Below are 14,101 nucleotides of genomic sequence, written 5' to 3' on the forward strand. Positions count from 1 at the left end.
GTTGCCGACCAGACTTCCCGGCGCACCCTGTGGTCTTTCTTTACGCTTTCATGATTTTACAGGGTGTACGCGAGGGCGTATCCGGCGATCATCACTTTATGCGCGAAAGGGGCACCCGGCGCGTCGCGCCGAGTGCCCCTTCCCGTGTCCGTCGCCGGTGACTCCGGAGCCGCAGGTGTCTCAGGTGTCGCCGGGTCAGTCCTCGCTGCCGGCCGCAGCCGGGAGCTTGCTCTGGATGAGGTCCATGACCGAGGAGTCGGCGAGCGTGGTGACGTCGCCGACCGCGCGGTTCTCCGCCACGTCGCGCAGCAGACGGCGCATGATCTTGCCCGAGCGGGTCTTCGGCAGTTCCTGCACCGGCAGGATCCGCTTGGGCTTGGCGATCGGGCCGAGCGTGCTGCCCACGTGGTTGCGCAGGTCCGCGACCAGGTTCTCGGTCTCGGACGCGCTGCCGCGCAGGATGACGAAGGCCACGATGGCCTGGCCGGTGGTCTCGTCGGCGGCGCCGACGACGGCGGCCTCGGCGACCGACGGGTGCGAGACGAGCGCCGACTCGACCTCGGTGGTCGAGATGTTGTGTCCGGAGACCAGCATCACGTCGTCCACCCGGCCCAGCAGCCAGATGTCGCCGTCGTCGTCCTTCTTCGCGCCGTCGCCCGCGAAGTACTTGCCCTCGAAGCGCGACCAGTAGGTGTCGATGAAGCGCTGGTCGTCGCCCCAGATGGTGCGCAGCATCGACGGCCACGGCTCGGTGAGGACCAGGTAGCCGCCTCCGCCGTCCGGGACCTCGCGCGCCTCGTCGTCCACGACGGTGGCGGAGATACCGGGCAGGGCGCGCTGGGCGGAGCCGGGCTTGGTGTGGGTGACGCCCGGCAGCGGGGAGATCATCATCGCGCCGGTCTCGGTCTGCCACCAGGTGTCCACGATCGGGCAGCGGTCGCCGCCGATGTGCTTGCGGTACCAGACCCAGGCCTCGGGGTTGATCGGCTCGCCGACGGAGCCCAGGACGCGCAGGCTCGACAGGTCGAACTTCGCGGGGATGTCGTCTCCCCACTTCATGAACGTGCGGATGGCCGTGGGCGCCGTGTAGAGGATCGTGACGCCGTACTTCTGCACAACCTCCCAGAAGCGGCCCTGGTGTGGGGTGTCCGGCGTGCCCTCGTACATGACCTGCGTGGCGCCGTTCGCGAGCGGCCCGTAGACGATGTAGGAGTGCCCGGTCACCCAGCCGATGTCGGCCGTGCACCAGTAGACGTCGCTCTCCGGCTTCAGGTCGAAGACCGCGTGGTGGGTGTAGGCCGCCTGCGTGAGGTAGCCGCCGGAGGTGTGCAGGATGCCCTTCGGCTTACCCGTGGTCCCCGAGGTGTAGAGGATGAAGAGCGGGTGCTCGGCGTCGAAGGCCTGCGGGGTGTGCTCCGCGGACTGACGGGCGACCACGTCGTGCCACCAGACGTCGCGGCCCTCGGTGAAGGCGGTGTCCTGGCCGGTGCGGCGAACGACGAGTACGTGCTCGACCTGCGGGCACTTGGCGACGGCCTCGTCGATGGCGGGCTTCAGGGCGCTGGGCTTGCCGCGGCGGTAGCCGCCGTCGGCGGTGATGACCAGCTTGGCGTCGGCGTCCTGGATGCGGGAGGCGACGGCGTCGGCGGAGAAGCCGCCGAAGACCACGGAGTGCGCGGCGCCGATACGGGCGCACGCGAGCATCGCGACGACCGCCTCGGGGATCATCGGGAGGTAGACGGCGACGCGGTCGCCGGCCTCGACGCCCAGCTCGGTGAGGGCGTTGGCGGCCCTGGAGACCTCGTCCTTGAGCTCGGCGTAGGTGATCGCGCGGCTGTCGCCGGGCTCGCCCTCGAAGTTGATGGCGACGCGGTCGCCGTTGCCGGCCTCGACGTGACGGTCCACGCAGTTGTACGCGACGTTCAGCTTGCCGTCGGCGAACCACTTCGCGAAGGGCGGATTCGTCCAGTCGAGCGTCTCGGTCGGCTCGGTGGCCCAGGTCAGCCGCCCGGCCTGCTCGGCCCAGAAGCCCAGCCGGTCCGCGTCGGCCTGTGCATACGCAGCCTCTTTCACATTGGCGGCGGCGGCCAGATCGGCAGGCGGTGCGAACCGCCGCTCCTCCTTGAGCAGATTGGCCAGGCTCTCATTGCTCACGACATCTCCCTTTCCCAGGGTGTCCGTTGTGTCCCCGGGCATAGCTCATCAGTCAGCGGCCCAGGTGACAAGGGGTAGCCTGAAATTGGTTTAGACCTATATCACGCAGACGGCCCGCGCGAGAACGGCGTGCGAACGGCCCCTCCCCGCTGCAGGGTGCGGGAAGGGGCCAATCGATGGCACGGATACCGGAGGGTATCGGTTCAGGCGTGCTGGCCGACCGTGTCGAAGACCCTGCAGTCGAAGAAGTCCTCGCCCTCGGACAGCAGGTACGCCTGGGCCTCACCCACGTGGAAGTACATCCCGTGCAGCTCCAGGGTGCCCTCGGCGAGCCGCCGGGCCACCGACTCGTGGGCCCGCAGGTGCTCCAGCTGCTGGACCACATTGGTCAGGCACAGCTGCTCCACGGCGTCCGCGGGCAGCCGGCCCGCGATCCGGGCCCACGCATGGTGCCGGCTCGCCATCCGCTCCAGACTGGGCAGCCCGTGCCGCAGCCAGCGGCGCAGCGGGCTGACCGCGACTCCGGGCGCGGAGCTGAGGAGGGCCTGCATGGCCCCGCAGCCCGAGTGCCCGCAGACCGTGATGCTGTCCACCTTCAGCACGTCCACCGCGTACTCGATGGCCGCGGCGACGGAGTCGTCCGTGGACTCCGCGCCGGGCAGCGGCACCAGATTCCCGACGTTGCGGACGGTGAACAGGTCTCCGGGACCGCTCGCCGTGATCATGCTGGTCACCAGCCGGGAGTCCGCGCAGGTGATGAAGAGCTGGGAGGGCCGCTGCCCCTCGCGGGCCAGCCGCGCCAGCTCGTCCCGTACATGGGGTGCGGTGTCCCGCTGGAAGGCACTGATCCCGTTCGCCAGTTGGCCCGCGCCGCGCCGCCGGGGCGCCGGTGAGGGGGCCTGCGCACCGCCGTCCTCCGGGTGCGTGGCCGCCGCCGCTGCCGCCATGGTCGCGGCCGTGGCCGTACGGGTGGCCGTGGCGCGGTGGTCGCAGTGGTTCTGCCAGGGGGTCCAGGGGCGGCAGCACTGGTGCGCCCCGCGCTGCCGGTCGCGCCGGGACCGCTCGCTCTGGTGGCCGCCCTCGGCGTGGCGGCCGTCGTGGCCGCGACCGGACCCGTGGGTCCCGCCTGCGGCCTCGGCCTCCTCCGCTCCGTCTGGGGAGCCGGCCTCCCCGGCCGCGGCCGGATCGGCCCCGGTGATCCGGGCCGCCTGCCCCGAGCGGCCGGTGACCTCCAGGGCCCCGCCGTGCGCCAGGTGGGACTGCTGCCAGTCCTGGATCGTCTCGTAGGCCGCGTGGTCCATGAAGGAACCGTCGAGCTCGACCACGGCGTGCGTGCCGTGCGGGATCTGGTTGAGCACCCGGCTCAGCCGCGGCACCGCGAGGAAGGTCAACTGCCCGCGGGCACGCACCCGGTGGACACCGCTGTCCAGCCGCTCCAGAGTGATGCGCGTCCGGGCGAGCCGGTGCAGGGCGAGGGCGACGGCCACCGCGATGCCCACGGCCACGCCCTCCAGCACCCCGCCGAGCACCACGGCCACGATGGTCGTCCCGTAGACGAGGGCCTCCCGGTGCCGGGTGACGCTGCGCAGGTGCGTGATGCTGACCATCTGTACGCCCACCGCCATCACCAGGGCGGCCAGCGTGGCAAGCGGGATCAGGTCGAGGAGCGGGACCAGCAGGAAGGCCGCGAGCAGCACCCACAGGCCGTGCATCATGGACGACTTCCGGCTGGCCGCACCGGACTTGACGTTCGCCACGCTGCGCACGGCCACGCCCGTGATGGGCAGCCCGCCCAGGGCCCCGGAGACGATGTTCGCCGCGCCCTGCCCGCGCAGCTCCCGGTCGAGGTCGGCGCGCGGAGGGCGGTTGTCCGTGCCGCGCTCGGAGGCGATCAGCTTGTCGGTCGCGACGGCGGAGAGCAGCGACTCCACGCTTCCGACCAGGGTGATGGTCAGTACGGCGGCGATGAGGCCGAGGACCGGCCCTTCGGGCATCTCGGGGAGGGCATGGCTGCGCCAGGACGGCAGGTCCACCCGGGGAAGGCTGAGCCCGGCCAGTGCGGCGAAGGCGGTGGCCGTGCCGACGGCGGCGAGCGGAGCCGGCACCTTGCGCAGACCCCGGCCTACCCGCCCGGGCAGCCGCGGCCAGCCGAGCAGGACGATCAGCGTCAGCACGCTGATGCCGAGCGCCACGGGGTGCAGATCGGCCAACTGGGCCGGCAGTCCGAGGACGTTGGCCACGGCCGAGCTCTGCGGGGTGCCGCCGAGCACGATGTGCAGCTGGGCCAGGGCGATGGTCACGCCGATGCCCGCGAGCATGCCGTGCACGATGGCCGGACTGACCATGAGCGCGGACCGGGCGGTGCGCAGGGCGGCGAGGCCGAGCTGGCAGACGCCGGCGAGCACGGTGATGGCGCACGTCGTGCGCCATCCGTACCGCTGGATCAACTCCGCGGTGACCACGGTGAGGCCGGCCGCGGGCCCGCTCACCTGGAGGGGGGCGCCGCCCAGGCGTCCGGCGACGATCCCGCCCACCGCGGCCGCGACCAGGCCCGCCTGGAGCGGTGCTCCGGTGGCCAGGGCGATGCCGAGGGAGAGCGGCATGGCGATCAGGAAGACGGTGATGGAGGCGGAGAGGTCCGCGGGGAGGTCTTTGCGGACCCCTTGGGGTGTGCGTGTGGGGAAGGTGGCTGTCATCGGTTCCCGTCTCCTCTGGGATGAGGGGTGATGCGGCGGGAGTCTCAACACTCAGTAAACGGATGGTAATGGAGAGTAAAGATGAGCGGTGGACAATTCGGGCAAATGGCTTATGAATTAGCACCCAGGGGTGATTAAGCATTTTGTCCGGCTTGTCATACCTTCCTCGCGGTGGACCGCGTGGGACGTTGCGGCGCGGAAGTCCTGCGATGGAACTGCGAGGGAGAGGTGGGGCGGATGATCGCCGCCACGAAGAAGATCGCCGGCGGCCTGGTCGCCACGGCGCTGGTCCTGGGCGTCGCCGGGTGCACCGCCTCGGAACCCGCGAAGTCCCCGGCCGCCGGAGGCCCGAACGCGCGCAAGGCCCCGGACGCCCCCGGCAGCGTCAACCGCCCCATCGGCGACGGTTCGACGGCGTACACCGGGCCGCAGCCGAACGTGCAGAAGCCGCAGAAGCTCAAGCCGGGGGAGAAGCCCCCGCAGTTCGTGGTGTTCTCGTGGGACGGGGCCGGTGAGGACAGCCAGAAGCTCTTCTCGCACTTCCGCGAGGTCGGCAAGAAGTACAACGCCCGTATGACGTACTTCCTCAGCGGTGTGTACATGCTTCCGGAGGAGAAGCGTTTCCTCTACACCGCGCCGCAGCACTCGCCCGGCCGCTCCGACATCGGCTTCGGCGACCTCCAGGGCATCAAGGACACCGCCACCCAGGTCCGTGCGGCCTGGCTGGAGGGAAATGAGATCGGCACCCACTTCAACGGCCACTTCTGCGGGCCCGACGGCGGCGTCGGCACCTGGTCCGTGGAGGAGTGGAAGAGCGAGATCGACCAGGCCAAGTCCTTCGTCAAGAACTGGAAGACGAACGCGGGCCTGAAGCAGGAGGAGGCGCTCCCCTTCGACTACGACAAGGAGCTCATCGGCGCCCGCACCCCCTGCCTCGAAGGACAGAAGAACTTCATGCTGGCGGCGAAGGGCATGGGCTTCCGCTACGACTCCAGCGGGATCAGCAAGCAGATCTGGCCCAAGAAGACGGACGGCCTCTGGGACATCCCGCTCCAGCTCGTGCCGATGCCGGGCCGTGCCTTCGACACGTTGAGCATGGACTACAACTACATGGTCAACCAGTCCGGGACGACCTCGCAGGGCGACCCCTCGCAGCACACCTACTGGGGCGACCAGATGCGCGACGGTCTGCGGCAGGCCTTCGACCGCGTCTACCAGGGCAACCGCGCGCCGCTGATCATCGGCAACCACTTCGAGTCCTGGAACGGCGGCACCTACATGCGTGCCGTCGAGGAGTCGATCAAGGGCATGTGCACACAGAAGGAGGTCCGCTGCGTGCCGTTCCGCGAGCTGGTGGACTGGCTCGACGCCCAGGACCCGAAGGTCCTGGAGTGGATGCGCACCCTCGATGTCGGTGAGGCGCCGAAGGAAGGCTGGGCGAAGTTCCTGACCGCGGGGCCGCCGGCGGCGCCGGCCGCCCCTGTCGGCGTCAAGCCGGCTGCGGAGCCGGCCGAAGGGGCTGGGGACGAGGGCTGACGACCTCCTCGGAGCCCGCGCCGCCGTCGAACGCGTCGGGGGCCTCCGGGCCCTCGCGCAGGACGAACCCGGGGTCGACCTGCTCCGCCAGGTCTGCCCCGGTCTTGGCGTTGCCCCAGCTCTCCGCGTTCTTGAGGTGGAAGCTCACCATCTGCTCGGTGTACCGGACCCAGTCGCGGTGCGCGTACGAGTCGTCGGCGGCGTCCTGGAGCGACTGGAGGGCGAACCGGTTGGTCGCCTCCAGCAGTTCGAAGGATGCCGGGCGGCCCTTCTCCATCGCCCGCACCCAGTCGGAGTGCCCGACGGTGACCAGCAGGTCCTCACCCACCTCGTCCTGGAGGAACTCGATGTCCTCGGGGCCCTGCACCTTGTTGCCGACGACCTTGAGCGACACCCCGAAGTCCCGCGCGTACTCCTTGTACTGGCGGTAGACGGACACGCCCTTGCGGGTCGGTTCGGCGACGAGGAAGGTCACGTCGAAGCGGGTGAACATGCCCGATGCGAAGGAGTCGGAGCCCGCCGTCATGTCGACGACCACGTACTCGTCCGGTCCGTCGACGAGGTGGTTCAGGCACAGCTCGACCGCTCCGACCTTGGAGTGGTAGCAGGCCACACCCAGGTCGGCCTCGGTGAACGGCCCGGTGGCCATGAGGCGTACGGGCTCCCCGTCGAGCAGCACCGTGCGCGCGCAGGCCTCGTACACCGGGTTGTCCCCGGTGACGCGCAGCAGCCGCGAGCCGCGGCCCGGCGGAGTGGTCTTGATCATCGCCTCGGCGGAGGCGATGCGCGGGTTGGAGCCCCGCAGATAGTCCTTGATCAGGGGCAGGTGCGCGCCCAGGGCCGGCAGTGCGGCGGCCTGGTCCTCGGCGAGTCCGAGCGCGGCGCCCAGGTGCTGGTTGATGTCGGCGTCCACCGCGACGACGGGGGCTTCATTGGCGGCGAGGTGGCGGATGAAGAGGGAGGACAGCGTCGTCTTGCCGCTGCCGCCCTTTCCCACGAAAGCGATCTTCATGTTCACCAAGCGTAGCGGGTGAGTAGCGCTGAGTTGTCAAGGTGAGTGAAGAAGACCACTCCAAGGAGGGGTCGGTGCCAGGCCCGCGCAGTGCGTAGGCTCCCTACTTATGAGTAGCGCTTCTGACCCGTTGGCCGCCCTGGCCGGGCTGCCGGGTGTCGCCGATTCCGTGGATTCCGTACGCAAGGCCGTGGACCGGGTCTACGGGCACCGGGTGATGCGCCGCCGCAGCGGTGAGATCACCTCGGAGGCCGCCCTGCGCGGCGCCCGGGGCAGCGCGGCGCTGTCCGGCGCGGACTGGGCGCTGGAGGAGGTACGGCGGCGCACCGACTTCGGTGCGGAGCCGGAGGCGCTGACCGTGGGCGCCGCGCTGCGGCTCACCGCGGAGGCCGGGCAGCTGCTGAGCATCTGGCGCCAGTCGCCGCTGCGGGTCCTGGCGCGCCTGCACCTGGTGGCGGTCGGGTCGACGGCCGAGGGGGACGTGGTGGGCCGTCCGCGCCTCGCGGGCGAGCCGGTGACCGAGCCGCTGGTGGAGGCACCGCTGCCGGGGGCCGACGAGGTCGCCGGCCGGCTGGACGGCCTGTCCCGGATCATCATCGCGGGGGGTTCGGCCCCGGCCCTGGTCACGGCGGCGGTGGTGCACGGCGAGCTGCTCGCCCTGCGGCCGTTCGCCTCGTACAACGGCCTGGTCGCGCGGGCGGCCGAGCGCATCGTCCTGATCAACAGCGGGCTGGATCCCAAGGCGATCTGCCCGGCCGAGGTCGGTCACGCGGAACAGGGCACCGAGGCCTATCTGACGGCCTTCGAGGGCTACCTCTCCGGAACCCCGGAAGGCCTGGCCGCGTGGATCGGCCACTGCGGCCGGGCGATCGAGCTCGGAGTGCGCGAGTCGACGGCGGTCTGCGAGGCCCTGCAGCGCGGCGCGGCCTGAGCCCTTCGCCGGGTTCGGGGCCCGGACATGGGTTGCGGCGACACCGTACTGCTCTGGTGTCGCCGCTGGCATTCACGCCCAGTTACCAAGCGTCCTCGAAGGATGCCCATCAGGTCGGGTACTTTGCCCGTCACCTGGTGCGGCTGGCCCGTAATCGACGGGTCGACGTCGCGTGGGTGCTCGGCGTTCATGCATCGGTCCGTGGGCCTTACTGCGTTTTAAAGATGATCCTCTCGGATGTTCTTTGGTCTCGCGGGCCGTTGCTTTATTTGTACTCCGCTTCGCTCCTGTGCGAAACCCCTGGCTCCACTTTTTACTTTCCGGGACGAGCGGGTGTGAATCGGACAGCCCGAATCGGTGCAGGCGGGGCGATCGGGAATCAGGCGGAGGCGGCGGCCGACAGGGCGTGGGCCCGGCGCCGGCTCGCGTACCAGACCAGCCCGGCGGTGGCGGCTGCCGCGCCCACCGCGGCCGCCGCGATGAGCGCCGGGCGTGCGGGCATCGAGAGTCCGGGGAGCCGCTGCTTCAGCCGGACCGGCCGGTTGAAGACCAGGACCGGCCACTCGCGTGCCGTCGCCTCCCGGCGCAGCGCGCGGTCCGGGTTGACGGCGTGCGGGTGCCCGACCGCCTCCAGCATCGGGATGTCGGTCGCCGAGTCGCTGTAGGCGTAGCACCGGGAGAGGTCGTAGCCCTCGGACTCGGCCAGCTCCCGTACGGCCTCCGCCTTGGTGGGTCCGTAGGCGTAGTAGTCGATTTCGCCGGTGAAGCAGCCGTCCTCGCCCACGACCATGCGCGTGGCGACGACCCGGTCCGCGCCGAGCATCTCTCCGATCGGCTCGACGACCTCCGCTCCGGAGGTGGACACGATCACCACGTCACGGCCCGCCGTGTGGTGGGCCTCGATCAGGGACGCGGCCTCGTCGTAGATGATCGGGTCGATGAGATCGTGCAGGGTCTCCGCGACGATCTCCCGCACCTGCTGCACGTTCCACCCCTTGCAGAGGGCGGACAGGTACTCCCGCATCCGCTCCATCTGATCGTGGTCGGCGCCGCCGGCCAGGAAGATGAACTGGATGTAGGCGGTGCGCAGCACGGCCCGCCGGTTGATCAGGCCGCCTTGGTAGAAGGACTTGCTGAACGTCAAGGTGCTCGACTTCGCAATGACCGTCTTGTCCAGATCGAAGAAGGCTGCGGTGCGAGGCGAGGAGTGCGGCAAGGGCTGATTTTCCACGCCCCGAGCATATGCGCCCACCATTCGGCGTAAGGTGTGGCGCGTGGGTTTGCCTGAGAGGGCTCTCGGGTACACCATGGAAGTCACGGATCGTTCGCGACCGTGCTAACCCGGTCTGGCTCCTCCCCCCCCGAGTCGGACCGTGGGGACGACCCCCGCTCTCCCCCCCGGCGGGGGTCGTCGCATGTCCGGACGCGGTTCGCGTCCCCCGGCTCCGGCTCCGATCGACCATCTCCTCGGCCCTCCTCTTCTGCGGGGCCCGCCTGGCACAGGCCCTCACCACGTCAGACTCGTGACGTTGCGTAGTTGTTCCCCTGCGCTCAGGAACTCACCTGTGAGGGTGACCGGGTTATTCACAATCGATGGGTTGTCCACAGTTATTGGGCAAGATCCACTTCTTTTTCCCGATCGCTGCACGGTGATTCCAGCCGCGAAGTCCGCGGTGCTGGGATTTGCAGTGAGAAGGGGGCGGAGATCGTGGCTCGATCGAAGTCGTGCGAAACGCCGAAGTCCGTGATGACCGGAAGGGCGGCTGGAGTTGGGGCCGCCGCCGGGGCCCCGCCCGCAGATGCGTCCGCCGGGGGCCGGCCGTTGATCATCACCGAGGACCCCTTGCTGCTCGACGACTTGCTGAGGCTCTGCGCGGCCGCGGGGGCCGAGCCGCACGTGCTCCACGGGGCGCCGGGGCCCGGCGGTGCGGCCGTGGAAGCGGAGGTCGGACCGGCCGCAGGCGGGGCCCGCCCGGCGGTTTCATCAACTGGCTTCAATGAGGCGGAAGTTGGCTGGGAGTCGGCCCCCCTGGTGCTGGTCGGGGACGATGCCGCACGGCGGGTGCGGGGTGCGCCGCGCAGGACCGGGGTCTTCCTGGTCGGACGGGACCTCGACGACCCCCTCGTGTGGCAGCGGGCGGTGGAGATCGGCGCCGAAGAGGTGCTGCGCCTCCCCGACGCCGAGGGGCGGCTCGTGGACCGGATCGCCGATGTCGTCGAGGGGGCCGGACGGCCCGCCCTCGCCGTCGGGGTGATCGGAGGCAGCGGCGGGGCGGGCGCCTCCACCCTGGCCTGCGCCCTCGCGGTCCGGGCCGCCCGTGCGGGGGAGCGGACCATGCTCATCGACGGCGACCCGCTGGGCGGCGGTATGGACGTACTGCTCGGCGGCGAGGGCGCCGAAGGCCTGCGCTGGCCGGACTTCGCGGCCTCCCGGGGGCGGGTGGGGGCCGGAGCGCTGGAGGAGTCCCTGCCCGAACTGCACGAGCTGCGGGTGCTCAGCTGGGACCGCGGGGACCGGGTGGTCGTGCCGCCCGCCGCCGTCCGCTCGGTGGTGGCCGCCGCGCGCCGCCGGGGCGGGGTCGTCGTGGTCGACCTCCCACGCCGGGTGGACGAGGCCGTGGCCGAGGTGCTGGCCCAGCTCGACCTGGTGCTGATGGTGGTGCCGGGCGAGCTGCGGTCGGTGGCCGCGGCGGGCCGGGTGGCCGCCGGTGTGCGGATGGTGGCCCGGGACGTCCGCGTCGTCGTACGGGGACGCTGTCCGGGCGGTCTCGATCCGGAGGCCGTGGCGGGCCTGCTGGGGGCGCCGCTGGCCGGTGAGGTGCCCGTCGAGGTGGGTCTCCCGGGCCGGGTGGCCGAGGGGGAGCCGCCAGGGGCGCAGGCGCGCGGCTCCCTGGCCCGCTTCTGCGACGGCTTCTGGCAGCGGGCACTCGGTGCCGCTCAGGGGGTGCCGGCATGAGCGCGGTGCTGCTGGACGCGGTGCGCCGACGGCTCGCCGAGAGCGGGGCGGAGCCCACCCCGGCGCGGGTGGCAGCGGCCCTGCGCGCACAGGGCAGGCTGTTGGGCGACGAGGAAGTGCTCGGCGCTGCAGCCGAGTTGCGTTCCGAACTGGTCGGCGCGGGCCCGCTGGAACCGCTGCTCGCCGATCCGGAGGTGACCGACGTACTGGTGGCGGCCCCGGACCGGGTGTGGGTTGACCGCGGCGGCGGGCTGGAGCTGACCGGGGTGACCTTCGCCGACGCGGGGGCCGTGCGCAGGCTCGCCCAGCGGCTGGCCGCCGTCGCCGGCCGGCGTCTCGACGACGCCCGGCCCTGGGTGGACGCCCGGATGCCCGACGGAACCAGGCTGCATGCCGTGCTGCCACCGGTCTCGGTGGGCTCGGCCTGTCTCTCGCTGCGCGTCGTGCGGCCGCGGGCGTTCACCCTGGACGAGCTCGTCGCGGCGGGCACTCTGCCGCCCGGCGGGCAGGAGCTGCTGCGGGACATGGTCGAGGCCCGGTTGTCGTTCCTCGTCTCCGGCGGGACCGGGACCGGCAAGACCACGCTCCTGAGCGCCCTGTTGGGGCTGGTGGGCCCCGGCGAGCGGATCGTCCTGGCCGAGGACTCCGCCGAGCTGCGTCCGGACCATCCGCACGTGGTGCGGCTGGAGACCCGGCCGGCCAATCAGGAGGGCGCGGGGCTGGTCACGCTGGCGGACCTGGTCCGGCAGGCGCTGCGGATGCGGCCCGACCGGCTGGTGGTCGGGGAGGTGCGTGGCGCCGAGGTGGCGGACCTGCTCGCCGCCCTGAACACAGGCCACGAAGGCGGTTGCGGCACGGTGCACGCCAACGCGGCCGCCCATGTTCCCGCCCGGCTGGAGGCGCTGGGGACGGCCGCGGGGCTCGACCGGGGCGCCCTGCACAGCCAGTTGGCCGCCGCGCTGACCCTCGTGCTGCACCTGGTGCGGGACCGGGCGGGGCGGCGCCGGGTGGCCGAGGTACACGTCCTGGAACGGGACCCCGCCGGGCTGGTGGTGACCGTGCCCGCGCTGCGGTGGGCCGCCCGCGGTTTCGTACGGGAGCAGGGCTGGGAGCGTCTGCGTCCGCTGCTGCGAGGTGCCCGGTGAACGCCGGGGCGGGGCCTGCGCTGCCGCTGTTCGCGGGGGTGCTGTGCGCGGGCGCCGCCGCCTGGGGGATCACCGGATGCGACCGGGTGTCCCGGCGGGCCCGGGCGGTGCTGGCCGGGGGAGGCGGGGCGCTCGCCTGCGGGCTGCCGCGCCGGAAGCTGCTGCTCGGCGCCGTACGGGTGCGGGCCGTGCGGTGGAGGGAGTGGGCCTGCCTCGGTGCCGGGCTGGTGATCGCGGTCGTGGGCGGGTCGGTGCTGCCGCTGCTGGCCGGAGCGGCCGCGGTGCCCCTGGTACGGCGGTGGCTGCGGGCGCGGGCGCGTGAACGGGCCCGCAGCGAGCGGGCGGCCGAGGTGGTGGCCCTGTGCGGGGCGGCGGTGGGTGAGCTGCGGGCCGGTGGCCAGCCCGGGCAGGCGTTGATGGCGGCGCTGCGGCGGACGGCGGCGGGCCCCGGCGGGCCGGGTGCGGCGGAGGCGGGCGTACTGGCCGCCGCGGCGTTCGGCGGGGACGTGCCCGGGGCGCTGCGCCAGGCGGCGCGGGAGCCCGGTGCCGAGGGGCTGGCCGGGATGGCAGCCTGCTGGCGGGTGTCGGTGGACGGCGGGGCCGGGCTGGCCGCCGGGCTGGACCGGCTGGAGGGGGCCCTGCGGGCCGAGCGGGACCGGCAGGAGTCGCTGCGGGCCCAGCTGGCCGGGGCGCGGTCCACCGTGCTGGTGCTGGCCCTGCTGCCCCTTGTGGGCCTGTTGATTGGCACCGGGCTGGGCGCGGATCCGCTGAGGATCCTGCTGCACACCCCGATGGGGTGGGGCTGCCTGCTGGCGGGCGGGGTGCTGGAGGGGCTGGGGCTGCTGTGGTGCCGTCGGATCGTCGGGGCGGTGGAGCGGTGATGGCCGGCTTCTCCGTCCACAGGCTGGGGATCGTTCTGGGCGCGGCGGCCGTCCTGTGGATGGTGTCGGTGGTGGCGGGGCGGGTCAGAGCCCGCAACGTTCGGCGCAGGACCGCGGCGCTGCTGGGGGCGCGGCCCGGTGCGAGGGGGCCGGCGCTCGGCTCCGCGCTGCGGGGTGCGGCGGCGGTGTGGGTCTTCCCGGTCGGGGCGCTGCTGGCGGGCTGGCTGCTCGTCGGCGGGGTGGCCGGTGTGGCCGTCGGCTGTCTGGCGGCGGCCGGGGTACGGCGTCTGCCGGCCCGGCAGCGGCCGCCGGCCGGAGTGGATCCGCGGGAGGCGGAGCGTCAACTGCCGTTCGCCGCCGATCTGCTGGCCGCCTGCCTGGCGGCCGGCGCCGGGCCGGTCGAGGCGGCGGAGGTGGTGGGCGAGTCGCTGGGCGGCCCGGTGGGCGAGCGGCTCGCGAGCGCGGGTGCGGAGCTGCGGCTCGGCGGCGAACCGGGCTCCGGGTGGGGGAGGTTGGCGGAGATACCGGGTGCCCGGGCGCTCGCCGAATGCCTGGAGCGGGCCGCCCGGACCGGGGCGCCCGCGGCGGAGCCGATGTCCCGGCTCGCCTCCGGGCTCCGGGAGGAACGGTCCCGCCGGGCCGGGGCCCGGGCCCAGCGGGCGGCGGTTCTCGTCACTGCACCGGTGGGGCTGTGTTTCCTTCCCGCATTTCTTTCGATCGGGGTCGCGCCGGTGGTGATCGGTATGGCCTCGGGACTTCTCTCCAACCCCTGAAGTCGCATTGACCACAC

General features: G+C 72.3%; 10 protein-coding genes. 6 read left to right on the forward strand and 4 right to left on the reverse strand.

Going from position 1 to position 14,101, the window contains the following annotated elements; genetic code table 11:
• Window positions 1–195 precede the first annotated feature (195 nt).
• Together acs and AAT21_RS17965 are read right to left on the reverse strand one after the other, a co-directional pair.
• Entirely contained in the window at window positions 196–2,196 is a 2,001-nt protein-coding gene (acs, locus tag AAT21_RS17960; RefSeq protein WP_079025772.1) for an acetate--CoA ligase, read from the reverse strand.
• A 161-nt stretch (window positions 2,197–2,357) separates the two neighbouring features.
• Window positions 2,358–4,850: a bifunctional SulP family inorganic anion transporter/carbonic anhydrase gene (locus AAT21_RS17965; protein ID WP_052757854.1), complete on the reverse strand. Its 2,493-nt coding sequence runs from the start codon at window positions 4,848–4,850 to the stop codon at window positions 2,358–2,360.
• A gap of 237 nt (window positions 4,851–5,087) precedes the next feature.
• Here AAT21_RS17965 and AAT21_RS17970 point away from each other — a divergent pair, with 237 nt between their 5' ends.
• Window positions 5,088–6,386, forward strand: a complete 1,299-nt coding sequence (locus tag AAT21_RS17970; RefSeq protein ID WP_046777859.1) for a polysaccharide deacetylase family protein — start codon at window positions 5,088–5,090, stop codon at window positions 6,384–6,386.
• Here AAT21_RS17970 and AAT21_RS17975 read toward each other — a convergent pair.
• Window positions 6,340–7,398 carry an ATP-binding protein gene (locus AAT21_RS17975; RefSeq protein WP_079025773.1) on the reverse strand — a complete coding sequence of 353 codons (1,059 nt, stop codon included), beginning with the start codon at window positions 7,396–7,398 and terminating at the stop codon, window positions 6,340–6,342. The genes AAT21_RS17970 and AAT21_RS17975 overlap by 47 nt on opposite strands.
• Before the next feature lie 109 nt (window positions 7,399–7,507).
• Between AAT21_RS17975 and AAT21_RS17980 the strand changes: the two genes are divergently transcribed.
• On the forward strand, window positions 7,508–8,329 hold the full coding sequence (locus tag AAT21_RS17980; RefSeq protein WP_046777860.1) for a Fic family protein: 822 nt from the start codon (window positions 7,508–7,510) through the stop codon (window positions 8,327–8,329).
• Window positions 8,330–8,708: 379 nt separating this feature from the next.
• Here AAT21_RS17980 and AAT21_RS17985 read toward each other — a convergent pair whose 3' ends face one another.
• A complete protein-coding gene (locus AAT21_RS17985) occupies window positions 8,709–9,584 on the reverse strand; it encodes an HAD family hydrolase (RefSeq protein ID WP_046777861.1) in 876 nt (291 codons plus the stop codon).
• Between the two features lie 492 nt (window positions 9,585–10,076).
• Here AAT21_RS17985 and ssd point away from each other — a divergent pair, with 492 nt between their 5' ends.
• Genes ssd through AAT21_RS18005 form a run of 4 tightly spaced genes read left to right on the forward strand, consistent with a single transcriptional unit; the run spans window position 10,077 to window position 14,084 of the window.
• A complete protein-coding gene (ssd, locus tag AAT21_RS17990; RefSeq protein WP_200904414.1) occupies window positions 10,077–11,285 on the forward strand; it encodes a septum site-determining protein Ssd in 1,209 nt (402 codons plus the stop codon).
• Window positions 11,282–12,430 (forward strand): TadA family conjugal transfer-associated ATPase, encoded by a 1,149-nt coding sequence (locus tag AAT21_RS17995; RefSeq protein WP_046777863.1) that lies wholly within the window; start codon window positions 11,282–11,284, stop codon window positions 12,428–12,430. Before ssd ends, AAT21_RS17995 begins: the two co-directional genes overlap by 4 nt.
• Complete coding sequence (locus AAT21_RS18000) at window positions 12,427–13,311, forward strand: type II secretion system F family protein (RefSeq protein ID WP_235438912.1); 885 nt, start codon at window positions 12,427–12,429, stop codon at window positions 13,309–13,311. Before AAT21_RS17995 ends, AAT21_RS18000 begins: the two co-directional genes overlap by 4 nt.
• Window positions 13,311–14,084: a type II secretion system F family protein gene (locus AAT21_RS18005; RefSeq protein WP_046777864.1), complete on the forward strand. Its 774-nt coding sequence runs from the start codon at window positions 13,311–13,313 to the stop codon at window positions 14,082–14,084. The genes AAT21_RS18000 and AAT21_RS18005 overlap by 1 nt, the downstream gene beginning before the upstream one ends.
• Window positions 14,085–14,101: the final 17 nt, after the last annotated feature.

Origin of the sequence: Streptomyces yangpuensis, from assembly GCF_001005295.1 — a bacterium.
Taxonomy (GTDB): Bacteria; Actinomycetota; Actinomycetes; order Streptomycetales; family Streptomycetaceae; genus Streptomyces; species Streptomyces yangpuensis.

Coding starts and splice junctions, on each gene's coding strand:
- ssd (WP_200904414.1), top strand. CDS start 10,077: ATGACCGGAAGGGCGGCTGGAGTTGGGGCCGCCGCCGGGGCCCCGCCC.
- AAT21_RS17985 (WP_046777861.1), bottom strand. CDS start 9,584: ATGGTGGGCGCATATGCTCGGGGCGTGGAAAATCAGCCCTTGCCGCAC.
- AAT21_RS17995 (WP_046777863.1), top strand. CDS start 11,282: ATGAGCGCGGTGCTGCTGGACGCGGTGCGCCGACGGCTCGCCGAGAGC.
- AAT21_RS17980 (WP_046777860.1), top strand. CDS start 7,508: ATGAGTAGCGCTTCTGACCCGTTGGCCGCCCTGGCCGGGCTGCCGGGT.
- AAT21_RS18005 (WP_046777864.1), top strand. CDS start 13,311: ATGGCCGGCTTCTCCGTCCACAGGCTGGGGATCGTTCTGGGCGCGGCG.
- acs (WP_079025772.1), bottom strand. CDS start 2,196: ATGCCCGGGGACACAACGGACACCCTGGGAAAGGGAGATGTCGTGAGC.
- AAT21_RS17970 (WP_046777859.1), top strand. CDS start 5,088: ATGATCGCCGCCACGAAGAAGATCGCCGGCGGCCTGGTCGCCACGGCG.
- AAT21_RS17965 (WP_052757854.1), bottom strand. CDS start 4,850: ATGACAGCCACCTTCCCCACACGCACACCCCAAGGGGTCCGCAAAGAC.
- AAT21_RS17975 (WP_079025773.1), bottom strand. CDS start 7,398: ATGAAGATCGCTTTCGTGGGAAAGGGCGGCAGCGGCAAGACGACGCTG.